34 protein-coding genes and 1 pseudogene are annotated in these 23,930 nt (G+C 52.1%); 34 read left to right on the top strand and 1 reads right to left on the bottom strand.

All coding sequences use genetic code 11. The annotated features are described in order from the left end of the window. The first annotated feature begins 2 nt into the window (after positions 1 to 2). The 29 genes and pseudogenes from MKZ16_RS10305 (at position 3) to MKZ16_RS10445 (ending at position 18,677) form a co-directional block, all read left to right on the top strand. Entirely contained in the window at positions 3 to 1,946 is a 1,944-nt protein-coding gene (locus MKZ16_RS10305; protein WP_076104045.1) for a hypothetical protein, read from the top strand. Positions 1,947 to 2,283: 337 nt separating this feature from the next. Beyond that, positions 2,284 to 2,796: pseudogene (locus MKZ16_RS10310) on the top strand (DNA polymerase I); the annotation flags it as partial. An 84-nt stretch (positions 2,797 to 2,880) separates the two neighbouring features. Then, positions 2,881 to 4,236, top strand: coding sequence for a DNA polymerase A family protein (locus MKZ16_RS10315; protein WP_256715439.1), 1,356 nt, complete (start codon positions 2,881 to 2,883; stop codon positions 4,234 to 4,236). Positions 4,237 to 4,238: 2 nt separating this feature from the next. After that, entirely contained in the window at positions 4,239 to 4,898 is a 660-nt protein-coding gene (locus MKZ16_RS10320; protein WP_339815631.1) for a hypothetical protein, read from the top strand. Then, complete coding sequence (locus tag MKZ16_RS10325) at positions 4,898 to 5,035, top strand: hypothetical protein (RefSeq protein ID WP_179089981.1); 138 nt, start codon at positions 4,898 to 4,900, stop codon at positions 5,033 to 5,035. The genes MKZ16_RS10320 and MKZ16_RS10325 overlap by 1 nt, the downstream gene beginning before the upstream one ends. Positions 5,036 to 5,100: 65 nt before the next feature. Continuing rightward, complete coding sequence (locus MKZ16_RS10330) at positions 5,101 to 5,298, top strand: hypothetical protein (RefSeq protein WP_076104042.1); 198 nt, start codon at positions 5,101 to 5,103, stop codon at positions 5,296 to 5,298. Then, positions 5,295 to 5,936 carry a 3'-5' exonuclease gene (locus MKZ16_RS10335; protein WP_076104041.1) on the top strand — a complete coding sequence of 214 codons (642 nt, stop codon included), beginning with the start codon at positions 5,295 to 5,297 and terminating at the stop codon, positions 5,934 to 5,936. Before MKZ16_RS10330 ends, MKZ16_RS10335 begins: the two co-directional genes overlap by 4 nt. A gap of 2 nt (positions 5,937 to 5,938) precedes the next feature. Beyond that, positions 5,939 to 6,415 (top strand): HNH endonuclease, encoded by a 477-nt coding sequence (locus tag MKZ16_RS10340; RefSeq protein WP_076104040.1) that lies wholly within the window; start codon positions 5,939 to 5,941, stop codon positions 6,413 to 6,415. 406 nt (positions 6,416 to 6,821) lie between these two features. After that, on the top strand, positions 6,822 to 7,460 hold the full coding sequence (locus MKZ16_RS10345; RefSeq protein ID WP_256715437.1) for a hypothetical protein: 639 nt from the start codon (positions 6,822 to 6,824) through the stop codon (positions 7,458 to 7,460). A gap of 1 nt (position 7,461) precedes the next feature. Beyond that, entirely contained in the window at positions 7,462 to 7,725 is a 264-nt protein-coding gene (locus MKZ16_RS10350) for a hypothetical protein (protein ID WP_076104038.1), read from the top strand. Further along, positions 7,725 to 8,009: a hypothetical protein gene (locus MKZ16_RS10355; RefSeq protein ID WP_076104037.1), complete on the top strand. Its 285-nt coding sequence runs from the start codon at positions 7,725 to 7,727 to the stop codon at positions 8,007 to 8,009. Before MKZ16_RS10350 ends, MKZ16_RS10355 begins: the two co-directional genes overlap by 1 nt. Further along, positions 7,972 to 8,532 (top strand): crossover junction endodeoxyribonuclease RuvC, encoded by a 561-nt coding sequence (locus tag MKZ16_RS10360; protein ID WP_076104036.1) that lies wholly within the window; start codon positions 7,972 to 7,974, stop codon positions 8,530 to 8,532. The genes MKZ16_RS10355 and MKZ16_RS10360 overlap by 38 nt, the downstream gene beginning before the upstream one ends. Continuing rightward, the gene (locus MKZ16_RS10365) at positions 8,529 to 8,729 is read left to right on the top strand and encodes a hypothetical protein (protein ID WP_076104035.1); all 201 of its coding nucleotides are present in this window, start codon (positions 8,529 to 8,531) and stop codon (positions 8,727 to 8,729) included. The genes MKZ16_RS10360 and MKZ16_RS10365 overlap by 4 nt, the downstream gene beginning before the upstream one ends. Next, positions 8,726 to 8,878, top strand: coding sequence for a hypothetical protein (locus MKZ16_RS10370; RefSeq protein WP_179089980.1), 153 nt, complete (start codon positions 8,726 to 8,728; stop codon positions 8,876 to 8,878). The genes MKZ16_RS10365 and MKZ16_RS10370 overlap by 4 nt, the downstream gene beginning before the upstream one ends. A gap of 196 nt (positions 8,879 to 9,074) precedes the next feature. Continuing rightward, positions 9,075 to 9,998, top strand: coding sequence for a hypothetical protein (locus MKZ16_RS10375; protein WP_076104034.1), 924 nt, complete (start codon positions 9,075 to 9,077; stop codon positions 9,996 to 9,998). After that, on the top strand, positions 9,999 to 10,334 hold the full coding sequence (locus MKZ16_RS10380; RefSeq protein WP_076104033.1) for a hypothetical protein: 336 nt from the start codon (positions 9,999 to 10,001) through the stop codon (positions 10,332 to 10,334). Then, the gene (locus tag MKZ16_RS10385; protein ID WP_076104032.1) at positions 10,331 to 10,756 is read left to right on the top strand and encodes a hypothetical protein; all 426 of its coding nucleotides are present in this window, start codon (positions 10,331 to 10,333) and stop codon (positions 10,754 to 10,756) included. Before MKZ16_RS10380 ends, MKZ16_RS10385 begins: the two co-directional genes overlap by 4 nt. Further along, positions 10,753 to 11,421 (top strand): dUTP diphosphatase, encoded by a 669-nt coding sequence (gene dut, locus MKZ16_RS10390; protein ID WP_256715435.1) that lies wholly within the window; start codon positions 10,753 to 10,755, stop codon positions 11,419 to 11,421. Before MKZ16_RS10385 ends, dut begins: the two co-directional genes overlap by 4 nt. Further along, positions 11,418 to 11,639, top strand: coding sequence for a hypothetical protein (locus MKZ16_RS10395; RefSeq protein ID WP_076104031.1), 222 nt, complete (start codon positions 11,418 to 11,420; stop codon positions 11,637 to 11,639). Before dut ends, MKZ16_RS10395 begins: the two co-directional genes overlap by 4 nt. Before the next feature lie 82 nt (positions 11,640 to 11,721). Then, positions 11,722 to 11,961, top strand: a complete 240-nt coding sequence (locus tag MKZ16_RS10400; RefSeq protein WP_076104030.1) for a hypothetical protein — start codon at positions 11,722 to 11,724, stop codon at positions 11,959 to 11,961. A 102-nt stretch (positions 11,962 to 12,063) separates the two neighbouring features. Beyond that, positions 12,064 to 13,548, top strand: coding sequence for a hypothetical protein (locus MKZ16_RS10405; RefSeq protein WP_076104029.1), 1,485 nt, complete (start codon positions 12,064 to 12,066; stop codon positions 13,546 to 13,548). 1 nt (position 13,549) lies between these two features. Beyond that, positions 13,550 to 13,936: a hypothetical protein gene (locus MKZ16_RS10410; protein ID WP_076104028.1), complete on the top strand. Its 387-nt coding sequence runs from the start codon at positions 13,550 to 13,552 to the stop codon at positions 13,934 to 13,936. Continuing rightward, positions 13,933 to 14,526 carry a hypothetical protein gene (locus tag MKZ16_RS10415; protein WP_076104027.1) on the top strand — a complete coding sequence of 198 codons (594 nt, stop codon included), beginning with the start codon at positions 13,933 to 13,935 and terminating at the stop codon, positions 14,524 to 14,526. The genes MKZ16_RS10410 and MKZ16_RS10415 overlap by 4 nt, the downstream gene beginning before the upstream one ends. Then, on the top strand, positions 14,526 to 14,681 hold the full coding sequence (locus tag MKZ16_RS10420) for a hypothetical protein (protein ID WP_179089979.1): 156 nt from the start codon (positions 14,526 to 14,528) through the stop codon (positions 14,679 to 14,681). The genes MKZ16_RS10415 and MKZ16_RS10420 overlap by 1 nt, the downstream gene beginning before the upstream one ends. Positions 14,682 to 14,800: 119 nt before the next feature. Further along, positions 14,801 to 15,940 carry a DNA cytosine methyltransferase gene (locus MKZ16_RS10425; RefSeq protein ID WP_076104026.1) on the top strand — a complete coding sequence of 380 codons (1,140 nt, stop codon included), beginning with the start codon at positions 14,801 to 14,803 and terminating at the stop codon, positions 15,938 to 15,940. After that, positions 15,940 to 16,137: a hypothetical protein gene (locus tag MKZ16_RS10430; RefSeq protein ID WP_076104025.1), complete on the top strand. Its 198-nt coding sequence runs from the start codon at positions 15,940 to 15,942 to the stop codon at positions 16,135 to 16,137. The genes MKZ16_RS10425 and MKZ16_RS10430 overlap by 1 nt, the downstream gene beginning before the upstream one ends. A gap of 170 nt (positions 16,138 to 16,307) precedes the next feature. Beyond that, positions 16,308 to 16,670: a sigma factor-like helix-turn-helix DNA-binding protein gene (locus tag MKZ16_RS10435; RefSeq protein ID WP_143758992.1), complete on the top strand. Its 363-nt coding sequence runs from the start codon at positions 16,308 to 16,310 to the stop codon at positions 16,668 to 16,670. Position 16,671: 1 nt separating this feature from the next. Next, complete coding sequence (locus tag MKZ16_RS10440) at positions 16,672 to 17,406, top strand: hypothetical protein (RefSeq protein WP_076104023.1); 735 nt, start codon at positions 16,672 to 16,674, stop codon at positions 17,404 to 17,406. After that, positions 17,406 to 18,677 carry an N-6 DNA methylase gene (locus MKZ16_RS10445; RefSeq protein WP_076104022.1) on the top strand — a complete coding sequence of 424 codons (1,272 nt, stop codon included), beginning with the start codon at positions 17,406 to 17,408 and terminating at the stop codon, positions 18,675 to 18,677. The genes MKZ16_RS10440 and MKZ16_RS10445 overlap by 1 nt, the downstream gene beginning before the upstream one ends. 6 nt (positions 18,678 to 18,683) lie before the next feature. Here the strand turns inward: MKZ16_RS10445 and MKZ16_RS10450 are convergent, their stop codons facing one another. Then, on the bottom strand, positions 18,684 to 18,866 hold the full coding sequence (locus MKZ16_RS10450) for a hypothetical protein (RefSeq protein ID WP_076104100.1): 183 nt from the start codon (positions 18,864 to 18,866) through the stop codon (positions 18,684 to 18,686). Between the two features lie 252 nt (positions 18,867 to 19,118). Here MKZ16_RS10450 and MKZ16_RS10455 point away from each other — a divergent pair, with 252 nt between their 5' ends. The 5 genes from MKZ16_RS10455 to terL all read left to right on the top strand — a co-directional run bounded on the left by MKZ16_RS10455 (position 19,119) and on the right by terL (position 23,924). Beyond that, a complete protein-coding gene (locus MKZ16_RS10455; protein WP_179089978.1) occupies positions 19,119 to 19,271 on the top strand; it encodes a hypothetical protein in 153 nt (50 codons plus the stop codon). Continuing rightward, positions 19,268 to 20,122: a hypothetical protein gene (locus tag MKZ16_RS10460; RefSeq protein ID WP_076104021.1), complete on the top strand. Its 855-nt coding sequence runs from the start codon at positions 19,268 to 19,270 to the stop codon at positions 20,120 to 20,122. The genes MKZ16_RS10455 and MKZ16_RS10460 overlap by 4 nt, the downstream gene beginning before the upstream one ends. Before the next feature lie 804 nt (positions 20,123 to 20,926). Continuing rightward, a complete protein-coding gene (locus MKZ16_RS10465) occupies positions 20,927 to 21,334 on the top strand; it encodes a phBC6A51 family helix-turn-helix protein (RefSeq protein WP_339815639.1) in 408 nt (135 codons plus the stop codon). Positions 21,335 to 21,862: 528 nt separating this feature from the next. Then, positions 21,863 to 22,024 (top strand): hypothetical protein, encoded by a 162-nt coding sequence (locus MKZ16_RS10470; protein ID WP_179089977.1) that lies wholly within the window; start codon positions 21,863 to 21,865, stop codon positions 22,022 to 22,024. Between the two features lie 205 nt (positions 22,025 to 22,229). Next, positions 22,230 to 23,924, top strand: a complete 1,695-nt coding sequence (terL, locus tag MKZ16_RS10475; RefSeq protein ID WP_305953725.1) for a phage terminase large subunit — start codon at positions 22,230 to 22,232, stop codon at positions 23,922 to 23,924. Positions 23,925 to 23,930: the final 6 nt, after the last annotated feature.

The following is a 23,930-nucleotide window of genomic DNA, read 5'->3' on the forward strand; positions in this document are numbered from 1 at the left end:
AAATGACGAAATTAAACGTAGTAATTCCGGCTGTAAACGTAATGGTAGAGATCGGCGGCAGTAACGTAGAGTTCCGCAAAGTTGACCGGAAGGCGCAGGCGGGCGATATCGTGAAAATTACGGAGGATGATATGCCTCGCTACGTAATAGAGGGCGCATTTTACGAGGTTGACAGCGTAGATTCGCACGGAGATCCGCAGATTATCGACGAGGACGGAGACGAATACGACCTTTGCGAACATAGCTTCGAAGTCTACGAAGCGCACACGCCAGTAATTACCGAATCTTCCGCTGAAATCACGTTCGACAATGCACATTATCGCAAGGTCGACCGTTCGGCCCGCGAAGGTGACGTTATCGTGTTCGAGAGAGCACCGCGGGAATACCTTACGTCAGGCAAGGAGTACGTCGTAACGGAGATTGACTGGTCGGGCGATGCACTGATTACGGATGACGACGGAGACGAATACGATACTTGCGGTAAGACATTCGACGTGTACGAAAAAGTCAGCGCAGAGACAACGGTACGCGGCGTGCAATATCGCGAGGTTAAACGTAAGGCCGCCGTAGGTGAGCGTATTAAGATCGTTAATCCGGTAGCTGCGATTGACTACGTTATGGGCGATGAGTTTACGGTAATTGAAATAGACGAAGAGGGCAACGTTTATTTCAGGGATACCGTTAATGAACGCAATAGCGCCTATCTCCGCGAATACGTCGTACTCGAACCGGTCAACACGCAAGTTAAAGCGAAGCCTAAACGTTTCAGCGCGGGTGACTACGTTAAGGTTACGGGCAATTCCGTATGTCACGATTATACGGAGGGCAGCGTAGTTATGATCACAGAAACTAAAGATAACGCGAGGTACGGCGGCCAACAGTTCCGCGCTGAGACAGCGGAAGGAGAGCGCGGCAATTGGCTCGTAACGAACGACGTCGAACCTGCGACCGAAGCGGAGTTCTTAGCACAACGTAAGCCGGCGGAACCTGCGCGCTTGAGAGTCGGCGACTATGCGAAAGTAATCGACGCTTCCGGAAACGGCCGTGCGGTCCTCGGTGATATCGTAGAAGTGACGGAGGTACGCCGCGCGGTCGATCCTCGTGATGGCGACATGGTTTCCGTTAAAACTTCGGCAGGGGACGAGTATAATATGTTCTCGCGCAGATTTGCGCCGGTTACTTCGGAAGAGATAAGCGCGGCCCGGGCGGAAGTTCAGCGTAAAATCGCGGTCGGTCCGTTCGCTGACGGAGGATTTGCGCAGATCGTCGACGTAAGTAAATCGCAGGCACTCGGCGGATTCTCTACCGGGGATTACGTACACGTAGTATCCGACGGATTCGCCGGCAGTTATAAGCTTGTCGTAACGAAAACTAGCGGTAACCGGGGATACTGCAACGCGGACGCCCTGCGCCAGATTACGGAGGCAGAGTATAAAGCGGCGGTTGCGCCTGAACCGAAGTTTAGCGTAGGCGATAAAATTCAAATCACGCGTAATCAGTGCAACTGGGCGGTAGGGACTATCGCAACAATAACCGAGGTTTTGGCGCACCCTAATCACGACAGCGGCACGGTAAGAGCGTTAGCAGACAGGGAGACGTACCTTGCCGACGGATGTGCATTCGAAGTGCTGACCGCAGAGGAAGCGGCCGCCATCGAGAAGAAAGCGCAGGAAGCCGCGAAATGGGCGAAGCTCGGGCGTAAGGTCGGCGAGTTTAAGCGCGGGGATATCGTAGAAGTGACGAACAGCCACGGAGGAAAAGCGCCGGTCGGACACATTGGCGAAGCGGTTAGCGAGATGAATAGAAGCGGAGACGTGCGGGTTGCGACGCTTGAACGTCCGGACGGCATATCGTGTTGGTCCAGCGTTAGATTAATAACTCCGGTCGAACAGCGCTTCGATACGGTAGAAAGCGAAGCGCAATCAGCCGCTAAAAGCGCAGCTTAAAAAACGAAAGGAGTGAGCGGACATATTAGACGTTAAATTAACGCTTAATCTACGCAGTCCGACCGCTGAGGAACCGGAAGACGTAGCCGACCGCATAGCCAGCGCGACCAAACGTAAGAAAGCGGCGGAGGAAACGATAGAGGACGCATGGGCGCGCATATTAGCGCTAAAGAATACGGATGCCGACCGCGAAAAGTTAATCGCGGTAAAAGACGCAATGGATACGGGTGTGACGGGCAGACACCCGTCCAGCGTTGGCAAACGGTTTAGCAAGGCGGAAGCTATGCGGATTTACGAGGACTTGCGCAAGTCAATCCGCGAGGAAAGATTACGTAGCATGGTCGCGCATACTCCGAAAAACTACTTCTTGATTAATAACGCGAAGCTACTGGCGCGCCTCAACGAAAGGCTACGCAAGGAAACGGAAGTAGCGGTCGATACGGAAACTACGGGAGTTGACGTTTACACAGACGTGATTGTCGGCCTGTCATTAACGTTGCCTTCCGTTAGCATTCCGCCATTACGGGAACGCGGTATGCACGTTTATATTCCGGTTAGTCACGATGATGGCGAACAATTATCGCGAGATTACGTTCTGCAGGAATTGCGTTGGTTCCTTTATAGCACGGATATCGGCAAGGTTCTCCATAACGCTATATTCGATATCGCGATGTTCAGGCGCCACGGTTCCGATTTGCGCGGAGTAACGTGGGACACGATGGTCGCGATGCATCTGCTTAACGAGAATGAGCCGTCGTTCCGCCTGAAAGACTTAGCGCCAAAATATCTCGGAGTAGAGTCGGACACATTCGCGGAGCTATTCGGTAAGACTCCGTTTAATGAAATGCCGCTAGACATTGCGTTGGCATATGCGGCCAAGGATACCGACCTCACCTGGCGCCTTTACCAATTCCAGCGCGGTCACTTCGATACCTTGCCGACGGTACTCGAATATTACCGAACGGTAGAGGTACCGCTGCTTTACGTAATCGTCGACTTAGAGGCTAACGGATATATCCTCGACTTAGACTTCGCTAAGGAATACGGTGAGCAACTGAGCACTCGCGCCAAAGAGCTGCACGCTAAGCTTATCGGAGTCCTATCGAAACACTACGAGGGTGACGCCGAACTCAACCTTAACTCTACGCCGCAGATGAAGGCGGTTCTATCGAAAGAAATCGGTCGCGACATTCCGAATATGGACGCTAAGAAAACGCTAAAGCCGATGGCGCGTGAATTCGAAGTTATCGCGGACTTGTTGGAATACCGCAAGATAACGAAGCTAAGCGGAACTTACATTGATACGCTGCCGACGAAGCAGAATCCGACAACTAAGCGCTGGCATTCGCGGTTTAATCCGATGGGCACCGTAACGGGCCGATTTAGCTCCGGCAAGGATGAAGATGCCGCGGATTCCAATCAATTTAATGTTCAGAATCAGCCGGAAGCCGCCCGTAAAATGTTCGTAGCACCGCCCGGTAAGGTACTTATCTCCGCGGACTTTAAAGCGCAGGAGATACGTTGTACCGCGTATTTATCCGGCGAGCCCGTCTTAATCGAAGCGTTCGAAAAGGGAATCGATCCGTACGCGAATATGGCGAGCAGGTATTACAAGCGCCCATATCACGAAGTTTATAAGCTGCCGAACGGCGAGGATACTCCCGAACGTAAAGCGATGAAAGTCGTATGGCTCGCGACACTATACGGGATGAGCGACTTCTCGCTTGCGGACATGCTCGGACTTAAAAAACCGGAGGCGACCGCGTTTAAAGAAGAGCTGTTCGGAAGTATGCCGAAGTTATCCGCGTGGCTTAAGGCGAACGAGGAGCACGTAGCTAAGTACGGATTCGTGTGGGCGGATAAACAGCAACGTAAACGGCGCTTGCCTGACGGAAAACTTAAGCGCAAAGAAATCCCGTACGGAAAGTGGAACGATCCGAAGTACGAAGAGTGGCGCAAGCATAACGGAAAGATTAATCGTGCTATGCGCCAAGGTACGAATGCTCGCGTTCAGGGGAGTTCTGCCGTCCAAACGAAAGTAACGATGATCGAAGCGGATAAGGAATGCAAGAAGCACGAAGGGTGGGCGCTATGGGGAACGATTCACGACGAGCTAGTATTCGAGGTTCCCGAAGACTTTACGCGTGAGGACATCGCAATTATTGAGCGCATCATGACGCAATCGTACGCTTGGGGGAACGTCGCCAACGGTACGGACATCGCGATTATGACGCGTTGGGGTAAGGGAACCGCGCCGGAAGACTGGTTTAAAAATAAGGAGGCTGCGTAACTATGGCGATATCACAAGCGAAGAAACTCGAACTTATCACGAAGCACGCGAAGAAATTTACGGTTAAGCCTGGCGGAAGCTCGCCGGTATTAGAGGGCGTTCACTATTCCGCAGACGGTTCCGTAGTTGCAACGGATCGCCATACGTTACTGCGGATTGGCGGCGCGCATAACTTTGCGGAGGCATTTACGTCTCACGTTAAAACTGGCGCGCCCATCGACGGGACATATCCGGACACATCCCGCATTATTCCGATGGAGCTTCCTTCGCAAATTACACTAATTGAATCGGTTAAGCGGGCGGATTTAAAGGACGCGATTGCGCGCACGAAGGTTGCGCTTGAGGCCTCGAAGTTATCCGGAGGTAAGACGTATACCGCGCGGTTAACTATCGTAGGCGATGACGTAAGGCTGTCCGCAAATAACGACGCGCTACCTTACCGATTCTCCGCCGGCATTAACGCAGACATTTTCGGACCAGATGCGGAGGTTTCATTTAACGCGGAGTACTTGCTTAACGCGTTGAACGTATTCAAGGACGCGGGATCTCAGCGTGTAAATATCGGTATTATCAGCGCAACGTCTCCGATCGTACTCCGCGATGATGATAGCGAAATTGACATCGTTGTGCTTCCGTATCGGATTCCGAAGGAGGCCGCGTAATGGAACGCGAGACTGCCACGTTCACATGTCCGCAATGCCGCCGTAGAAACACGGTACTTGCGGACGAATACGGAGATCACGGATGCTCTTGCGGATGGGAGCCGGATAACAATAACGAAGGAGATGCCGCGGAATGAAACTCGTATAAACACGCAATATCGGAATGGATTACGACGAGTATTACGGTAAAGGGACGCTATCCGTGGACTTGTACGGAGAGTGCGGAAAGTTAGTTGCGGGCGCAGAGATTTGCGCAGGTGAACCGGAGGATGCCGTATTCTTCCGCGATTTAAACGGCGCGTACTCAATCATGGCGCTCGCCAAGGCAGCGTATGAAGCAGGCAAGCGCGGAGAAACGCTAGAGTACGAATTTATCGACGAAAGTGAGGCGGACGAATGAGCGCAGCTAACGAAATCATCACGGTAATCGACGTTGAAACGACGGGCCTCGATCACACTACGGATCACATTACGGAGATCGCCGCTATCCGAGCGGAAATAACAGCGGACGGTAAAATCCGCGAGATCGGGCGGTTTAAAACGTTCGTAGCGCTGCCGCCTGGCGTTGAGATATCGCAGGAGATAACGGAGTTGACCGGGATTAGCGCGGACGACTTGCGCGGAGCTCCCCGGCACTGGTGGGCGGTTGATTCCGTCCTAGACTTCGCAAGAGACTCGCGTTTAATTGCGCACAATGCTCCGTTTGATCTTGCGTTCCTCGACCGAATTTATGACGGGCTCCCTTCGGACGGGTTCGTCTGCACTCACGCCATGTCCCGCCTAGTCGATCCGGACGAAAGCGCTAAGCTCACGGACGTTTGCGCCAGATATGGCGTCGACCTCAACGGGCACCACCGCGCGATGAATGACGTAGAGGCTACGCTGCAGGTTTACGCGATCCTGCGTGAGAAGGCGGAGGTCAACGGGATTACGTACCGGAACGTCGTGATTGACAGCGATGAGCGACCGCTAAAGTATACGCCGCCGGGCGCGATCGTACTACGTGTGGATCGGACGATAACGAAAGGGGTTGCGTAGAGATGCGAGAGATACCGCTAACGCAAGGGAAGGTCGCGCTAGTTGACGACGAGGATTACGAATGGCTTTCCACGTATAGTTGGCGGTATAACAGCAACGGGTACGCGCGAACAGTCGTCTATGGGAACAGTACACGTAAGGACATATACATGCATCGAATGCTCCTACAGGCGGACCGAGGTGTGATCGTGGATCACATAAATGGCGTTAAGCTAGACAACCGACGTGATAACTTACGCAAGGTTAGTGCTTATGAAAATTCAGCTAACTCGGCGAAGAAAAGTAAGAAGAATCAATATAAGGGAGTTACGTGGAGCCGCGCTTCAAAAAAGTGGGTAGCTCAGGTAAGCCACAATTACACGTACCACTACCTAGGTATGTTTGAGACGGAAGAAGAGGCCGCCAATGCTTACAACGAAAAGGCAGCAGAACTGTTCGGCGATTACGCAAGGTTAAACGATATTAAGGAGGCGGCTTAACATTTCACAAACACTCGCTAATAAAATCGCGCAGGACTTTACGGATTTCTTAAACTCCTGGCACTCCGCACCGGAAGTGTACGACGACGCACTCGACGCGCAGATTCACAAGTGGTATAGCGACGTCCTAACGGATAAATCGCGCAAGGTATGGCCGCCGCGTAATATTCCGTACTTCTCGCCATCATCCGCTAACTCGGACCCGCGTGGACTTTACGAAAAGCTACGAGGAGCTAAAAAGGAGCGCGCCGGTCAGCCTCCGCACCAAGGGCGCTGGACAAGACTCGGCACAGCGATCGGCGATACGATTCAGCGCGATATCCTATTCGCGGAGAAACACGCCCGAGTCAGCGGAATTGGAAACCGTCCGCAATTTACGTTTGAATACAACGAGCGGCGCGAGCCGATGTTCGAAGACTTCGCGAAAGTTGGCGCGGTTATTGAGCATAACGGTAAGAAATTTGCGCTATACGGAACGTGTGACGGCGTTATGAAATACGTTTCTGATGACGGAACGGTTCTACGCGTAGGTTTGGAGATAAAATCCAAACAGGGAACGTATGCGCAAACGTCCGGCTACTCAACGCGTAATGGCCCGAAAGAAGACCACGTTAAGCAATGCGTATGTTACTCAATTATGTACGGAACCGCCGCTGAGTCTATCGACTATTACGTTCTCCTTTACGTAAACGGATCGAAGAAAGGCTGGACCATGACGCCGGAAGAGTTCGCGAAGAATCCGGATATCTGCGCGTTCGGCTTGCACATTACGGACGAAATGCGCACGGATATACTCGACCATTTCGCAGGAATCGTTGACGCTGCGGATAAAGGCGAAGCGCCTACGTTGGATCTCGATAAGTGGCTTTTTAATGACTTCAAGCGTGCGATTGCGCTATCTCTCTCCGTAGAAGAACTTGCGGCCATACAGCGTAAAGTATCCGCGACATTACGGTCATCTTTACCGGATAAACAGAAACGCGATTATGCGGAGGCGCTGGCATTCATCGAAAATGTACGCGCTGAAACGAAGGAGGCCGCGTAATTTGCAGACACCGCTATCTTACGTAATCGAATCTATACGCAATCTCGACGGTAGCGCCCATGAACGCGGAGCTCGGCGTAAAGGCCAGCGCGTAGAAATCTTACGCTGTGATATCGGCGCCCCCATGCTCGTATGTTACCGCGATGACGGAAACAAAATCCTGCGGACGTCAGCGGTGAAGAGCGTTCTTTATGCGGATGGTGTTGAGGAAGTCGTAGTCTATACGCAGAATACGGAATACACATTCGTAAAGGAGGCGGCGTAATGAGCGAAGCAGTCGTGCGTGAGTTTATCGTTTTCGGGGCGCTAGGTCTTCTAACGGAACATCTTAAGCGAGTGTCGGGCGGTGAGGTAATCGCAGATATTCCCCGAGAAGCAAATGAGGTGTTCGACGGATTGCGCGACATTGGCTTCGCTGTGAAATGGTCGGAGTTTGCGCCGATTTTATCCGATATGCTGGCGGATTCTTGCGTCAATGTGCGCGAACTGATAGAAGCGGAGGGAGGCGGTAATGATCGCAAAGAAACCGACGCAGAGCAAGCCGCCTAACTTCCGTGTACTCGGACTCGACTTATCGCTAAGTCCCGGAATCGCTGCCGTAGAGGTACGGAATAGGATTCCGTTTTTAATCGCATGTGATTCCGTAGCGACTTCGACCGCCGACACGGATGCCGTCCGCAACTATACAGTCGAAACGTTTGTCGCCGCCTTCCTGCGGGAACACCGTCCGTTCGATATCGTAGTTCGCGAAGACTTTACGTCCGGACGGAATAAGCGCGCGACTCAGACGATATTTAGCGCATGGGCAGCCGCAGACAAAGCGCTTGCGGCGTACGGTTACTACGCGGAGGACTTGAAGCCTGCGCTCGCCCCGACGTCGGTTAAGAAATACGTAACCGGTAACGGGAAGGCGGAGAAAGACGCTGTTGCGGAGGGAGTGCGGAGATATTTGCGGTTAGACCCCGCGTATAAATTCCGCACGGGCTACGATGATAGCGATGCGTTAGCGGTTTGCCTGGCGTATCTCCTGCGCGAGAATCTAATAGATGAAATCGGAGGGATTGCGGCATGAGGACGTTTGATAACGCGGAGTTAGCGGATATTATCGAAGACGAAGGCATCGGTTACGCGGTCGAGGAGTACGTTGATATCGTGCAGATTACCGATCCGGTGACGCGCGATTTGTGGGCGCAGGCGGAAACGCTATTAAGCGCGATATCCCAACGCTGTTTCCACGCCAGAGCAGCGCTTGAGGATTCGCAGACATGACGCGCGAACCTGACCGCCTCACCGCGCAATTCGAACGCGCCCAGCTCGCCGAGATCGCGGAGCTCGAACGTGCGGTCGAAGTGTTTAGCGGACTGGTGGCGAATTATGAACGGAAACTAGCGGAGGCACAACGGAGAGTTAGCGATTAATTTCGCCGACTCTCCGTTTTTTTTCGTTTAATTTTAACGTTTTGGTGCGGGAGCTCTTACTCATTACGGATATTAACATATAAGGCGCGGACGACGAAAAAAGTTTCCGTAAAAGTGTGCGGGACTTCCGAGCACGTCGGCTTTATCTATGTAAGGCGCAGATGACGCGCAATATAAACGAGGAGGCGGTTTATTAATGGCAACGCAACAATATCGCGAAGTTAAACGCAAGGCAGCGGTGGGGGAACGGATTAAGATCGTAGCGGCGAGTTACACGATGGGACGCTACGACAACGGGGATGAATTCACGGTGAATCACGTAGACAGAGACGACGACGTTTACGTGAGAATCGACGGAAAAGATCGTCTCATCTGCTTGTCGGAGTTCGTAGTCCTTGAACCAATCGCGCAGCCTATTACACCGTCACCGCTTGGAACTTCGTTCCTTTCATCCGATCCCCTCTACGTAGCCTTCCGCCAGTTCGTCGCGGACAATGCGGATGGGATTCGCGCAATCTTGCCGCAAATCGAGCCGCAATTAAGCGCTGAGCCTCCGGTAAGAGTAGCGCCAATTAAGCCGGATGTTCTACGTAAGTTAACCCGCGCGGAAGTTATCGCGAAGGCGACCGCTGACGTTGCGGAGTTACTGGCGCAGAACTATCCGACAATCAACGGCGGTGAGGGCGCATGGTTTTCGAAGGAGAACGATCCGTTCATTACCGTAACCGACCGCGTTGACTTCGTAGTCAATCGCGACAAACGCACAGTTACGGCACTCATCCGCTATGTTGACGGTAACAAAGTATGGCGCAAGGCAACCGCAAAGTGCGCGCCGGACGACGTATTCCACGCAGAAATCGGCAAGGCAATCGCGCTGAGACGTGCGTTAGGACTCGCGTTACCGACCGAGTATACGGACGCGCCGAAACCGGAGAAAGCGGAGGCTGGCGCGGTTATCCGCAAGGTTGACGGTGTGTATATCGGCGAGACTCGTGTTATTGACGCTAAAGCGCCTAACTACTCGTGGGCCTGCCGATTCACTAACGGGAAGCATTCCGAGCTTAAGAACTGCGCAATCATCGACGACACCGACGTTGACTATACGGAGGTGGCTGCGTAAATGGACGTACTGAATACGTATGGTGGCGAAATAGTAACGGCGCTCGCGTGGTATGGCTACGTTGGAATTGCGTTGATCTTCCTCGGGATGATTATCACGTATGCTAGCGCAGACAATGAGTCGTTAGGCGGCCTTCTGTTCGGCCTAGCGCTTATCGTCACGTTGCTAATCGTTGCTTATAACGGAGGTTTTACGCACGAAACCGGAGAACTCACGCCGATCAACCACGAAGTCACACTCCGTCCGGGCGGCGTTATCGACGCGGTTAAATACGATATCATCGAACAGCGCGGCGCGATTTACGTAATTGAGGAACGGGAGGCGATCGCGGAATGATGAACGCTAAATTAACGGCAATGATCGTAGCACTTGGCGCCTACGCAATAACGCTGTCCGACGCTGGATTCGAGATTCCGGAGGAAATGGACGCGGAGATTGACGAGTTGATTGCGGCGGGAGACGAATTTGCAACGGGTATATCAGACGCTGAATCGGACGCTGTTCTCTTCGCGCAGTTAACGGGGATGCTCGACGCGATTAAGGCGGAACTGTCCCCGCCGGAACCTAAGATCGCGAAGGAGCTATACGTACTGGCTCACGTTGATTCTAACGGAAATGTTACGGGATATCCGAAGGGCGGCGGTTCCAGCGCGAAGCCGTCGATTAAGGCGCACGATTCGTTATCATCCGCTAAGAGAAGTCGCGGTCATTGTGGCGGAACAATCATGCGGATAACGGCGGTGGAACCTGCGGAATGAGAGCGCAACGTATCATCGACCGCCCGCAAGCCGAGATCATGGCGGACAGAAAGCGTAAGCGTACGGAGTTACTCGATAAATTACGGAGGGGTGAGCGCGTGAGCAACGAAGTTAACGTTAAGATAACGCTATTACCTGGCGCAGAGTTGCCGCAATACGCTAAGCCGAACGATAGCGGATTCGATTTAGTGGCGCAAGAGGATTACGTAGTCGAGCCGGGTCAAACGGTCCTTGTACGGACAGGAATCGCGTTGGAAATACCGGAAGGCTACGAAGTCCAAGTGCGGCCGCGTTCGGGAATATCGCTTAATACGAAGCTACGCGTAGCTAATTCGCCGGGGAGCGTAGACAATTCATATCGCGGCGAGATTAAGGTAATCTTCGATAATATTGCGCAGAAAGAGTACAGCGTAGAGGACGAACAAATTTACGCGGACTCGACCTTTTGTTTCACGCTAATTAACGGAGATTATACGCTAGACGAACCGGAGGGCGTAGATTACGATAGCGCGATATTGAAAAACACGTATTGGATTCGCAGGGGCGATCGCATAGCGCAGGCTATAATCGCGCCAGTCTCACGCGCTAACTTTACGGTGGTCGCGGAGTTATCGGAGACTGAGCGCGGTGAATCCGGCTTCGGATCGTCAGGAGTCCGCATATGAGCCGTCCGAAGGAACATTACGCAATCTTACGTGATGGTTATCCGCTAGGAATTTCCGCTAACAACCGTTTTCTGCGCACATATAAAACACGGGAATCAGCGGAACGGTCAGCGCGAGATAAGGCATCTGATGATGCGCGCTATGGACGCGGCGAGCATACGTACGAAGTTGCGCGGATATTATTCGCAATTAAATCGGAAGGAGCTGACGCTGAATGAGACGTATAACGTGGATCTCCGTTCTCGTCCTGTGCGCTGCGTTCTGGTTCACGGTCGGCTATTACATAAAGGAGGCGTTGTTTTGAGCGCAGAAATCATCCCGTTCCCTAACGCAGTCGCCGAGACGTTCGAGTCATTCGCAAGACTGGCGCGAGCTGGCGAAGTCACTGGCGTTGTCCTCGCGGCACTTGGACCGGGACGACTCGCGGAAGATACGTATAGCGCGGTTTCAGGCGTCAACTATACGGAGCGCCGAGCGCTTATCTCAACGTTAGAAGATGCGGCTACAATGGCGTTATTGTACGCGCAAGACGATTATTAACCGCAGTTTGTGCGAAACGGGCAATCGCATAAGTTGCGGAGTAGGGACCGCCGCGCCAACGGTGGGAGCACGTAAATTAAACGATAAGGGAGACGGTTATTAATGGAGAAAACTACGAAGTATTTGCGGTGTCATACGAGCGGTAGGTTCGTAACCGCTGGACTAAGTTACGAGGTTATTTCCGCCGATGCGCATGAGTTTTTAATTCTCGATGACGAGGGAAGCCGACATTCATTCACACGGGAGAAGTATCGCAATTGGTTCACGCTAGAAACGGACGCAGACAGCGCCGCCATCACGCTCCTCCCCGACGAATCGCTCGGCGGCGTCCTACGTGAATATCGCGAGGTTAAGCGGAAGGCGAACGTAGGTGAGCTCGTTAAGGTTACGGATGATACGTGCTATCAATATACAGCGGGCAAGGTATATATCGCGCAAGAAGAGACGCTCGGCTATGGTGATATCCGTATTGATTCGTATAACGGTGGAACCGTACACCTAAACGCAGGCGAGTACGTTGTCCTCGAAGCATCCGATATCCTGCGCATCGAAGACGAACGCTTCCGCATGGTCGAATGTAAGGCTGCGGTTGGTGATTCAGTATTATTCACGAAGGGAAACGGTTGCTTTCGTGCAGGACAGGTTCTCGTTCTACATGCGGATGCCGACGTTATGGATTGCGGACAAATTAATTTTGCAGACGGTATGAACGGCACTTACGACGCGGAGTATCGCGTACTCGAACCGCTAACTTCCGCGGAACTAGCGCCGACTCCAACGCCCCTATCCGAATTACCACTCACCGACCAATACGCGGAGAACATTACGGTGCTCACACGTAAGATTGCGCAATTGGAAGACGAGCTGCGCGTGGCGCGCGAGGATATCGTTCTCATCGAGGAAGGCGTACGCGACGATATTAAAGCGCTTGAGGAGCGCACTTTAACGTTTGAAAAGCGCATCCTAGCGCTAGAAACGGACAGTGCGCCGGCTTGCGTTAGTGTCGCGTCCGGCCCCGTTGATAACGCGCTGCCGACGTTCGCAAAATCCGCTCAGCAAGTCCGCGACGAAATCGTTGAGTGTGCGAAGGCTGACGTAAGTGACTTGTTGAGCCAACGTGCGTATCCGGTCGTCACTGTAGAAGGGCTGAACCGCTCGATGAACAGTTACGCACATTATGTTGACTACGTAGTAAACAAAGAAAAGCGAACGGTCGTCGCCATTGTTAAGCATAAGGACGGCGGAAGGGTGCGCGTAGTAGGTAAATCGAAATGTGCGCCAGGCGAGACGTTCAACGTGCATATCGGACGAGCTATCGCGTTATATAGAGCGCTGGGCTGCGAAGTGCCGGCGGAGTATCTAACGTGTCCGCAGCCGGAGACGGTGCGCGTAGGTGACGTTGTTCTTTGGACGAATAGTTATGACGCGGAAGATACGCAAGTCTTCACGATTGCTTCCGTTCTGTCCGAAGGCTACCGGTTTGTTGGCGGAGAGTGGGACGGATTCGAGACAGTACGCGTTATCGACGATAGCAGGGAGGACGGCGGCATCTCCGCTAGTCCCTCCGCGCTGAAAGGAGCTGCGTAATATGATCGAATTGCACAGCGTTGTTTATGCAGTCGCGGAGATCAAGCGTAAGACACGCGCCGAGACTTTCGCAGATTGGCGCGTTGGTGATCGCGTCCGGTTCAGCACCGTTATGAAGGCGATGGCTGGCGCTTCAGGTGGCGGAGTATCCGCGTCCATGTATTACGCAGAAAACTTAACGCAAGGAACGCGCGCATGCCGTTCGCAGTCGAATATGAACGCGGTAGTTGGGTCGTTTGAGCTGCGTCCAGAAACGGAGATGTGCGCGCCTACGGTATCCGTTACGGATTCACTATCCGGAAATAAACGCTATCTTAACGCCGGTGACACATGCGTAATAACCGTCAGCCCAGCGCAGACATTTACCGTGGAGGTGAGCGCGGAATGACGTTTCCTAACATCGGATTAATCGGCAAGCTCCGTTCGGGCAAGTCCGCGGCTGGCGATTACCTCGCGTCCAAATACGGATATACGCAGTTTGCGTTCGGCGACGAATTGAAACGCTATGCTCACGAATTGTTCGGAGAGCCTGCGCCTGGTACGAAGCCGCGCGAACTGTATCAATGGTTTGGGCAGGCGATGCGGGATCGTGATCCGGACGTATGGGTGCGAAAATGTTTCGATCATATCGAGCGCGTCAACTTGGCGCGCTGGCTCGCTACTCAAGAGGCTGGCGGTCCCATCGTTTGTAACCCACCTCACGCTGTCGTCACCGACGTACGTCAGTTAAACGAGGCAGAAGCGCTCGCCGCCCGTTCCTACGTCCTCATTCGCGTCACTGCACCGGACGGCCTTCGCATCGAACGCGCTGTTAATTCCGGCGATACGTTCAATTACAGGGATGTCGTACATCTCACGGAAACGGCGCTCGACGGGTACGCGGCGGACTTTACCGTTGTGAATGACGCGGGGCTCGACGCTCTCTATGCGCAGATTGACAAGATTATCGCGGGGCTGACGCTAAAGGAGGCGGCGTGATGTCGACGGATGAAGTGGGCGGAGCTTACCGCGCAGGTTACGAAGCCGGTTATATGTACGGACGCATTGACGCGATTAGTGCGGTCCCTTATGACGATCGGACTCCGCTGGCGAAACGTGAGGAGGCGCATGATGACGATAAGAAATCACGTTAAGAATCCGCAAGACGGTCGTTACTCGTCGCGCTATTTATCTCGTAAGCGCGTTGTTAATTGGGACGAAGCCGCCTATACGGTACTGACGAGCGCACGGGACGTCGCTTCATCCCGGAAAATTGAGCGAAGAGGAGACGATATCCATACGCAACTATAACGTAACACCGAAATTACCTGCGAATGGCTTAACGGTAGCTGAGTTATTCTGCGGCGGCGGACTAATGGCGGTCGGATTACAAGCGGCAGGCTACGATATCACCTTCGCGAACGACTTCGATAAGCGTGCGGCAGAAGCGTACGCATATAACATCGGCGACCACGTTATCTGCGGAGACATTACGTCCGACTTAATACAAGCGCGGATTCCTGACGCAGACATTATCGCAGGCGGACCGCCATGTCAGGACTATAGCGTAGCCGGCGCAGGTGCTGGCGTTGAGGGTGACCGCGGCAAGCTCGTATGGACTTACTTGCGGATAATCGCGGACAAGCAACCGAAAGCCTTCGTATTCGAGAACGTAAAGGGTCTCCTTACGAAGAAGCACCGTCCGACGTTCGACGCCCTCCTCGCGCTGTTTGACGAGATCGGCTACGCAGTTACATGGCGCCTAGTCAACGCATGGGATTACGGAGTTGCGCAAAAGAGGGAGCGCGTGTTCATCGTCGGCGTACGGAAGGATCTCGGATTTAGCTTCGAATTTCCGGAGCCGACCGTAGAGGATTACCGGACGCAAGTGCTGCGTGATGTGATCGGGGATCTACCGGAGCCTAATACCGGAGTTAACGCGCATATTCAGACGAAGGCAACGACAGTTAAGCGTACGGAAGGCGTCTATAATCAGCGCGCATATAAGGCGGATTGGGATACGCCAGCTAAGACGGTATGTACGAATAGGTTGGATCACGCGGAGATTCATCCGGGCGTAGATAATCACGATCCCGATGCGGTCAACCCTCCGTATATACAGAACGTACTTGACGGAAGTACTCCGGCTAAAACGTTGATAGCGGAATACCGTGCGAAATGTCCGAACGAAGTAACGGCGGTATCCGGGAAGCCACGCCGTTTCACCGTCCGCGAATGCCTTCGCATCCAGTCCGTACCCGATACGTACGTGCTTCCGGACACGATCTCGCTATCTGCACAATACCGCATCGTCGGTAACGGAGTCGCATCGCGCGTCTCCTACCTAATCGGAGTCGCGCTGGCGGAGCAACTTAACGCAGCTTTGACGGAAGACGTACGGGAGGCCGCGTAATGTGGACGCCATTAGAGGAACGCTTTCAACCTCCGACTGAACCGCGTGTCTCCGCATTATGCACGTACTGCGGCGGTGAGATTTACGTAGGCGATGAGCTTATACGGTATATGAACGGAGACGCTACGCACGAAGGCGATTGTGAGAACGGATATGTGGCGGCGGAACTCGGGATAATGCGGACGGTTGCGGATTAGTATTCGCAAGTTTCAACGTTAGAAAAATTCACAATAGCGGCGGTTACTACGTGTGGCGACGTTCATATAAGACGCGTATGCGTCTCTAGCGTAGGGCCGACGCTCAAATACGGATAAAGGGGCGGATTATCATCGGAGCTATAAAAATTGATACGGAAAAGGGCGCACGCATGTACGAAGTTAAATACGTTTTAAACGACGCGGCTGGCGTTAAGAAACTACTCCGCGATCGCCACCATATCGGCAGCGCGCAGTTTCTCGGTGATTATTCCGCAGTCGATACGCTAGTTGACCTAAATAGCGCAATCAGCTCGGCCGGCTTAACGGAGCGCCAGGCGGAATCCATCGCGTGGGTTTATGGCGTTGACCTTACGCAAGCAGAGGCGGCGAAAACGATGGGCATTTCGCAGCCGACCGTTAAGCAGTCCGTAGACGAGGCGGCGGAGAAGATCGCGGTTGTATATCGGAAATGGGAATACGGGGAGATTACGGTTGGCTACGTACTAGACGAAGACGAAACGGAGGCGGCGTAATTTGACGAGTAAACCAGATGTAACGTATCGCGAGGCACTTTCGGAAGCAGTGCTGGAGATGGAGACGCAAATGAAGGCGCTATTCAAGGCGGACTACTCCGCACATATTCCATATAAAACGTACAATTTACGCGACCGCACGCAGCGCCAGGCGGCTGTGGCCGAAGTCGCAGACACGTACACCATCGCGCATAACGAGTTTAATGCAGAGATACAGCGGCGCTATTTCGAACGGGGCGGTTCTGGTGAAGGCCCCGCGTTAGTTCCCGCTGACGCTACGCTACTCGTCCGTTTGGCTAACATCGTACTTTATGACGAGCTAACGGATGATCATCCAGATAAAGTGACGCGCACCGAGTACCCATTCTTCTCCGAATCGCAACTTGAGCGCCGCCATGATAAGGAGGTTTCATTGTGGGTAGCGGAGGCTATTGGCACTGACGGACGCGACTACCGACCGAAAAAGAAACGTATGCGGTCAAAATGGGAGCATGAGTATGTTGACCGAAACGCAAAAATACGCAATAAAGCGAGAGCTACGCAGTATGTGCGGGATATAACAACGGTCACGACTGCTAAGTACAATCTCGCGGACACAAATGGGGAGCTTACGGAGTCGTTCGTAGATTGCATCGGTATTGGAGCGCGGTGGCTGGAGGATATGAGTGTGGTTAATGAGCTCGTAATAGAACCCGCGGAGGAATCTGCGGAGATTTACGTAAGGGAGGTGGCTTAATGGGCAAAGCATCACGCGCTAGATGGGACGGCAATGTACGCTCAATGGCGATAGTTGCTAAGCCCCGCGCCGACATTACGGAGGAGGACGTTCAGTTTCTCCGCGATAACTACACGTCAACCGGCGGGTTATTACCTAACGCATACGCTGGCGGGGCGTTCTATACTCCGCCTCACGTAGCGCGGTTTATAACGGAAGCATTGCGGGGCTTGTGCGGAGGTTCATTTATGCCTGGCTCCCGTTTCCTTGAACCGAGCGCGGGCAGCGGCGTGTTTATCGAACATTTACCGCAAGACGCGGAAATTACTGCGCTAGAACTCGATGAGACGTCAGCTAAAGTAACGTCGCTTATCTATCCGCAGGCTAACGTTATCCGGGGAGACGCGTTCCTACACAGTCGCCGCGAGTACTACGATTATGTTATCGGGAATCCTCCGTATGGCGTTAGTATCGACGTAGCTGCAGTGGATTTACCTGACGCGTTTGAGACGTTGAAAGTGGAGAAAGGACGCGCGAAGGGTAAGTCGGAATCGGCGTTTATTGAGCTCGCGATTAAAGCGGTCAAGCCCGGCGGTTACATTGCGTTTGTGCTGCCGCTGGGACTCGCGTTTGCTAACTATGCGGAGACGATCCGCAAGTTACTGTATCAAACGTGCTGGCATATAGCTACGATCGGACTCCCTGGCAAAACATTTGCGCTAACAGGTACGACAATTGAGACGCAGATACTCATCGTACGTAAAGCGCCGCCAGGAACGCCGCTGATTCCTTCCGCAGAAACACGCTGGGGATCGAACTTTAGGCGTGGCGGTTACGAGGACATAACGGAGTTTGGCGCTAAGTTCATCGCGGGCCAGCAGCCGGCCTACTTCGCGAAGATAACGGACATTGGCTACGATAAAGACGGTCGCTCAACGGATAGATGGGGCGGCGGATTAACGCAGCTAGACGAGTTGCTATCGGACTTTACTGACGATTACTTGATGCGCTCGAACCTATACCCGCACATTCCATCGTGGCATAGCGTTAAAGACGTCAGCGCGTTTATGTTCACGCACGCTAACGATACTTGCGACGGTTATCGAGACGCTAAGGGCACGTATGCCGACGGACCATACCGCTGGAACGAGTTGACACTCGGCGCCGGCAAGGAAATAGCATGGGAGGGTGAGGAGGTTAGTTCGTTCGACTTCGGCTGGCAGGACCGGATTGTTGACGCTTATTATGCGTATGTAACCGCCGATCCTGCGCCTCTTCCGTTAGCAGCTTAATCGCACCTAGCTCGCATATTTAAACGTACAGGCTGCGCGCATATAATACTCGCCGCGCACCTTAACGGAGAGGTCCGTAATTTCCTCGATAACTCCGCTGCCCGTTAATTCGTTATCTACGAATATGACGATCGGTGCGCGTTCGAGTTGCGCGGTATAAAAGTGAACGTTCGAGGTTAGCGTCTTCATAAAGCGATTCATGTGCGTAGTCCTTTCGTGAGTTAATACGGATAATATTCGACAAAATAGCGCCGTTTCCTTCCGGGGAGGTGGCGTTTTTATGCGCGGGAAAGTTACAAAAGTAACGTGCAGATACCTATAATACGTGCGGTTAGCTGTACATATGTTACAACCGGAGGTTTAAGGGGCGTTTGGAATGCGAATGTTGCGGGTATACTCCGCACGTCCTTACGCTTTACATACGAATAGGAGGCGTTGTACATGGCCGGAAACATTGGCGAAATAAACGTTAAGGTAAACGTAGTCGATATCGCGGAAACGATTCGTGGACTTAAAGCGATCCAGCGTGAGGCGAAGAAAGCTACGCAGGCATTGCGGGATTTAGAGGCTGCGCAAAAGGGGGCAGCGGAATGAGTACCGCTAAACTATATACTACGGAACATATCGCATTTACCGGAACGGGAACCGCGTTTGATCCGGACACGGGTGAAGCGCTAATTTACGCGCCTGCCAATACGCACAGAGTCGTAAACATTGCGCAGTTTGAAGCGTTTAAAGAGCGCAAGGAATTTCAAGGTCGCCAAGCGGAGTTTACCTTCGCGGATATGAACGAGTTACATGAGGTAATCGACGTACTAACTACCGCACAGTGCGGTTACTTGCTACTCCTGCAGTGTTACGTAGACTTCGATAATGGCCGCCTAATCAACGCAAAGGGCGACGCTATGAAGCCGGGCGACTTGCTGGACGTGCTCGGATTAAAACGCAAGAGGCAAACGTTTTACGATTTCCTCGATAAATGCGTTGCACATTCGATTATCACGCGTGATGAGGGCGGAATGTACTACGTTAATCAGCGCTATCATTTCCGAGGAGCTGCCGGTAGTAGAGCGGTGGTACGGACTTATTCAACGATGGTTAAGCGCTCATATCGCGAGAACAAAGCGTCGGATCTCGGTCTCGTCTACCGAATGCTGCGCTTTGTCCATCTGGACACTAACGCACTTTGCGCTAATCCGCTTGAGCGTGACGCGAGAAAGGTGCGTTGGTTTAACGGTAAGCAACTTGCGGAAGCAATCGGAGTTGACGAGAAGACAGTTACACGCAGACTGCCGAATATAACGGTGGGAGGCGTTCCGATCGTGGCTCGCGTAAAGGTGAGCGGAGAAGCTACGAAATACGTGTTTAATCCTAACGTTTTCTACCGTAGTAGTAAGGAGCCGTCAACGTTGCTGGCTGCGCTATTTAACGGTGAGGCTGCGTAAAAAGTGACCTGATTCGTACATTTCGCCGAAAAAAGTGACTTTATTCGTACATCGAAAAATGCCGTTCCGCCTTAGAGTGGCGCGGCTTTTCGGCGTTTTGGGCGTTAAATTATATCTTAGTCTTGTTTGATACTTACGTTCACAAAACGTAATGCTATCGGTAAAAACGCGAACAAGGTGGCGTATTTACACATTCGTTCCATATACTGCGGAGTTCATTTCCGGAGAAGAACACTCCGACACTGCGGCGAAAACCGTGCCTTGTGTAACTATTATCTAACCTCGCCGATCTTTAATAAAAGCTTGAGCGCAGTTAAATAACATGTTCCGAAGACGCGACAGCGGCAAGGTGTGAAGCCCGCTTTTGGCTGAACAGGCACTATGCTGAAACCTTTGTCTAATAGATACAAGTTGATTAATCTAAGAAGTACCTCATGTAGACAACACAAAGAATAACGCGGATGTTAAAGCGTAAGCGAACGCTAAGTGAGCGGAGGGATAGCGTAATGTTAATCGTATTCTTATGCGTTTGGATAGCGCTAGGTGTCGGAGGAATTACGCATCATATTAGCGCTTATAAGCGCGATATACAGCCGTTTACTATAGCGTTCATTATCGTATGTCCTCCGTTATATTGGGCGCTGATATATGCGTTTAGGAACGGATTTGGCGGATGGGTATAACGTAATAGACAGCGTTGTTCTTACGCTTTGCCCGGGCGTAGGAGCAGCGTTTATAGTATGTAAGTATAAGCGTTAGGGTAGCGTAGATAAGCGTTAATTCAACGGAAGGGAGACGGTTATATTGGCGAAGACATTAACGCCAGAACAGTATATCGCGATCGAGTGGTTGTCTATACCGGGTAAAGGCGGTAAGACATACGAAGAGATAGCGGACATATGTGGCGTACACTTTAATACGCTGGGTAACTGGCGTAAGGATAAGGCGTTCGATGCGGAGCTTAAGCGTGCGATTGTACGGAACAATAGCGCTAAGCTACCGGAAGTAGTCGAGTCTATGGCGGACTGGGCTATACGAGAGGGTAACGCAGCAGCAGCGAAGTTAGTCCTGCAGATTAACGGAATGCTTACGGATAAACTCGAAGTGGAGACGAAGCTTGATAGCGGAACAGACGTAGCCGCGTTGACAGCACGGATCAAGGCGTTGCAGGTACGTAAGGGCGATGAGGATAGCGCGGACTCACAAGGATAGCGTGTGGTGTGCGCATATAATGAAGGAACGCGATGTATGACGGTGTGATTGCGTGTGAATCGCGCCTATTTAGTCTGCACGGGTCGCCTGACGCGTACCCTCCGAAAACTTTCGGACTTCACCGTAGTACAGCGAATTTAACGTTGCATAAGCGTTGTATAATCGGAGGGATTAGCGCTGAACTAACGCTGCATAAACTGGAAACGGAATATTACGTTAAATGGCGCTAAGCCGCGTGGATACAGCGTTATTGCTGCGCGGGTACTGGTAAATGTATATACGTTGCATACGGGGCGTTTATGCATTGCGTACGAACCGCGTAGTGGTGCGGGTTGGCGGCGTTGACATCTGCATCATATACGTATTTTGTGCACATGTCTTGCATAAACGTTGCATAATTAAATCTATTTTATTTACTTCAACGCTTTAGTGCTGTAAAGCCCCAACGCCCCAAAGCAATAAAGTGAATTCTGGTGCCACAGATTTCCGCGTATCAAAAATAACGTTTGGGTTTCGGAGGTGAATGCGTTGGAGGAACTACGTCAGATCGCGCTCGACTTATTGGAATCGTATCACAGCGCAGAGGAGTCCGCCATTCACGAATATATAACACACGACGTCCGCGGAAAACTGGCGGATCTCGAGCGTAAGGTTTCGGAACTGCGCGATCATATCGTCAACATCACGTAATTTCACCGTTAAATCACCGTCGAATTAGCGCGCCTACCTCTTTCCGAGTATAAGCGGAAGGGTCACGTAGTTCAAGCGCTAATTCAACGGTAATTTACGCCTATACGGAAGGGAGGCGATATCTATCGCATGGATTGACGGCAAATGGAACGGACGAGACGAACGCAACACGGTAATCAGCGGCATTAACGGACTCATTGATTCGTTGGCTGGCGTAGATATCGCGTCTCTTTCGGAAGAAGATCAGCGTTTAATCGACGAACAGGTTGCGGAGCTTGAGCGCTTAGAGCGTATTAACCGTTGCGAACGTAATTTGCTCGAATTTTCCTTAGAGTATTTCTCGGAAGCGCGCAATCCCGGCAATGACGGTAATTGGGACGGATTCGATATTACGGACGTGTCGGAAGCGCCCGATTTTCACCGTGAAATCGCCGAGATAATCGACGACATATCTAACGTTAATCTTAACGATAAGGTAGCGGTCGCAGCGCCCCGTTCACACGCGAAATCAACGTATTTATCGAAGGCGGAACCTTGTCGCGAGATCGTATACCGCAAACGTAAATACGAGATCATCATATCGGAGACGCCGGCAGTATCCAGCGCTAACCTCGATTGGATCGCGGCGCAATTAAAAAGTAACGCTAAACTACGGGCGGACTTTGGACCGTTATTATCACCGAAGCAGCAAGAAAATCCGAAGGATAACAGCTCGGAGTTTATCGCATGGGAACCGCGCGAAGACGGAACAAAGAAGCTACTCACGAAAGTCGAAGCGGCATCAACGGGACAGGCGCTACGTGGACGTAACTGGAACGGAGTACGCCCGGACTTAATTATCTGCGATGACCTCGAAGACATTAAATCTAACGCAGCAACTCCGGAACTCCGGCGCAAACTTAAGGACTGGTTCGCGCAGACAGTCGTACCACTCGGCGATCCGCGCGGAAAGAAGACGGCGTTTATCTACATGGGGACGACGGTCCATCACGAAGCATTGCTTGTTGACGTGCTATATAATCGTTCGGACTTTAAGAGCCGCGTATATCGCGCAATTAAGACGTGGCCTGAGCGTATGGACTTATGGGAAGCGTGCCGTCTCGTATATAAAGATCCGGATTTACCGAAAGAGCAACGCGTCAAGGATGCGCAGGCCTTATACGAATTGAATCGCGCTGAAATGGATCGTGGAGCCGTCGTATTATGGCCGGAAGCACAGCCAATATGGACGCTTATGACGTGGAAATGGAATAACGGCAGCAAGGCGTTCAACACTGAGTATATGAACAATCCGATAGATGAAGAGTCGATGATTTTTAATCCGGAGGCGTTTACGTATTGGGACGGAAAGCTTAACGTTGAGTTTACACAATACTTAAAGCCTACACCGGACTATGACATATATATGGGCGTTGACTTCGCTATGGGAAAAACGCGCGGAGACTATAGCGCAATTGTAACAATCGCACGACACAAACAAACTGGAACAAAATACGTAATCGATGCGTTCGGCGAACGGATAAAGCCGGACGCTTTTTTGCGTGTAATTGTGGAGAAGGCACTTCGTTATCAGCCGAACGCAATAGCAGCGGAATCACAAGCGGCGCAAGAATTCTTCGTTACACAACTAAAGACCGCGCTTAAAACTGCGGGATATCCAGCGCAAACACGTGTTAAGGAAATATACCAACGTTCACGTAAGGGACTGCGGATTGAAGCGCTTATGCCGGCGGTTGAGAGTGGGGAAATTCAATTCTCACGAAGGCACGCGCTGTTACTCGAGCAATTCGAAATGTACCCGTCTGGTACGCATGACGACTTACCGGATGCGCTTGAAATGGCCGTAAGTATCGCGAAGAATGGGCGCAAGCAAGCACGCAATAAACCAAAATGGATGTAACCGTAA

The organism is Paenibacillus sp. FSL R5-0928 (assembly GCF_037970385.1).
Lineage (GTDB): Bacteria > Bacillota > Bacilli > Paenibacillales > Paenibacillaceae > Paenibacillus_AQ > Paenibacillus_AQ odorifer.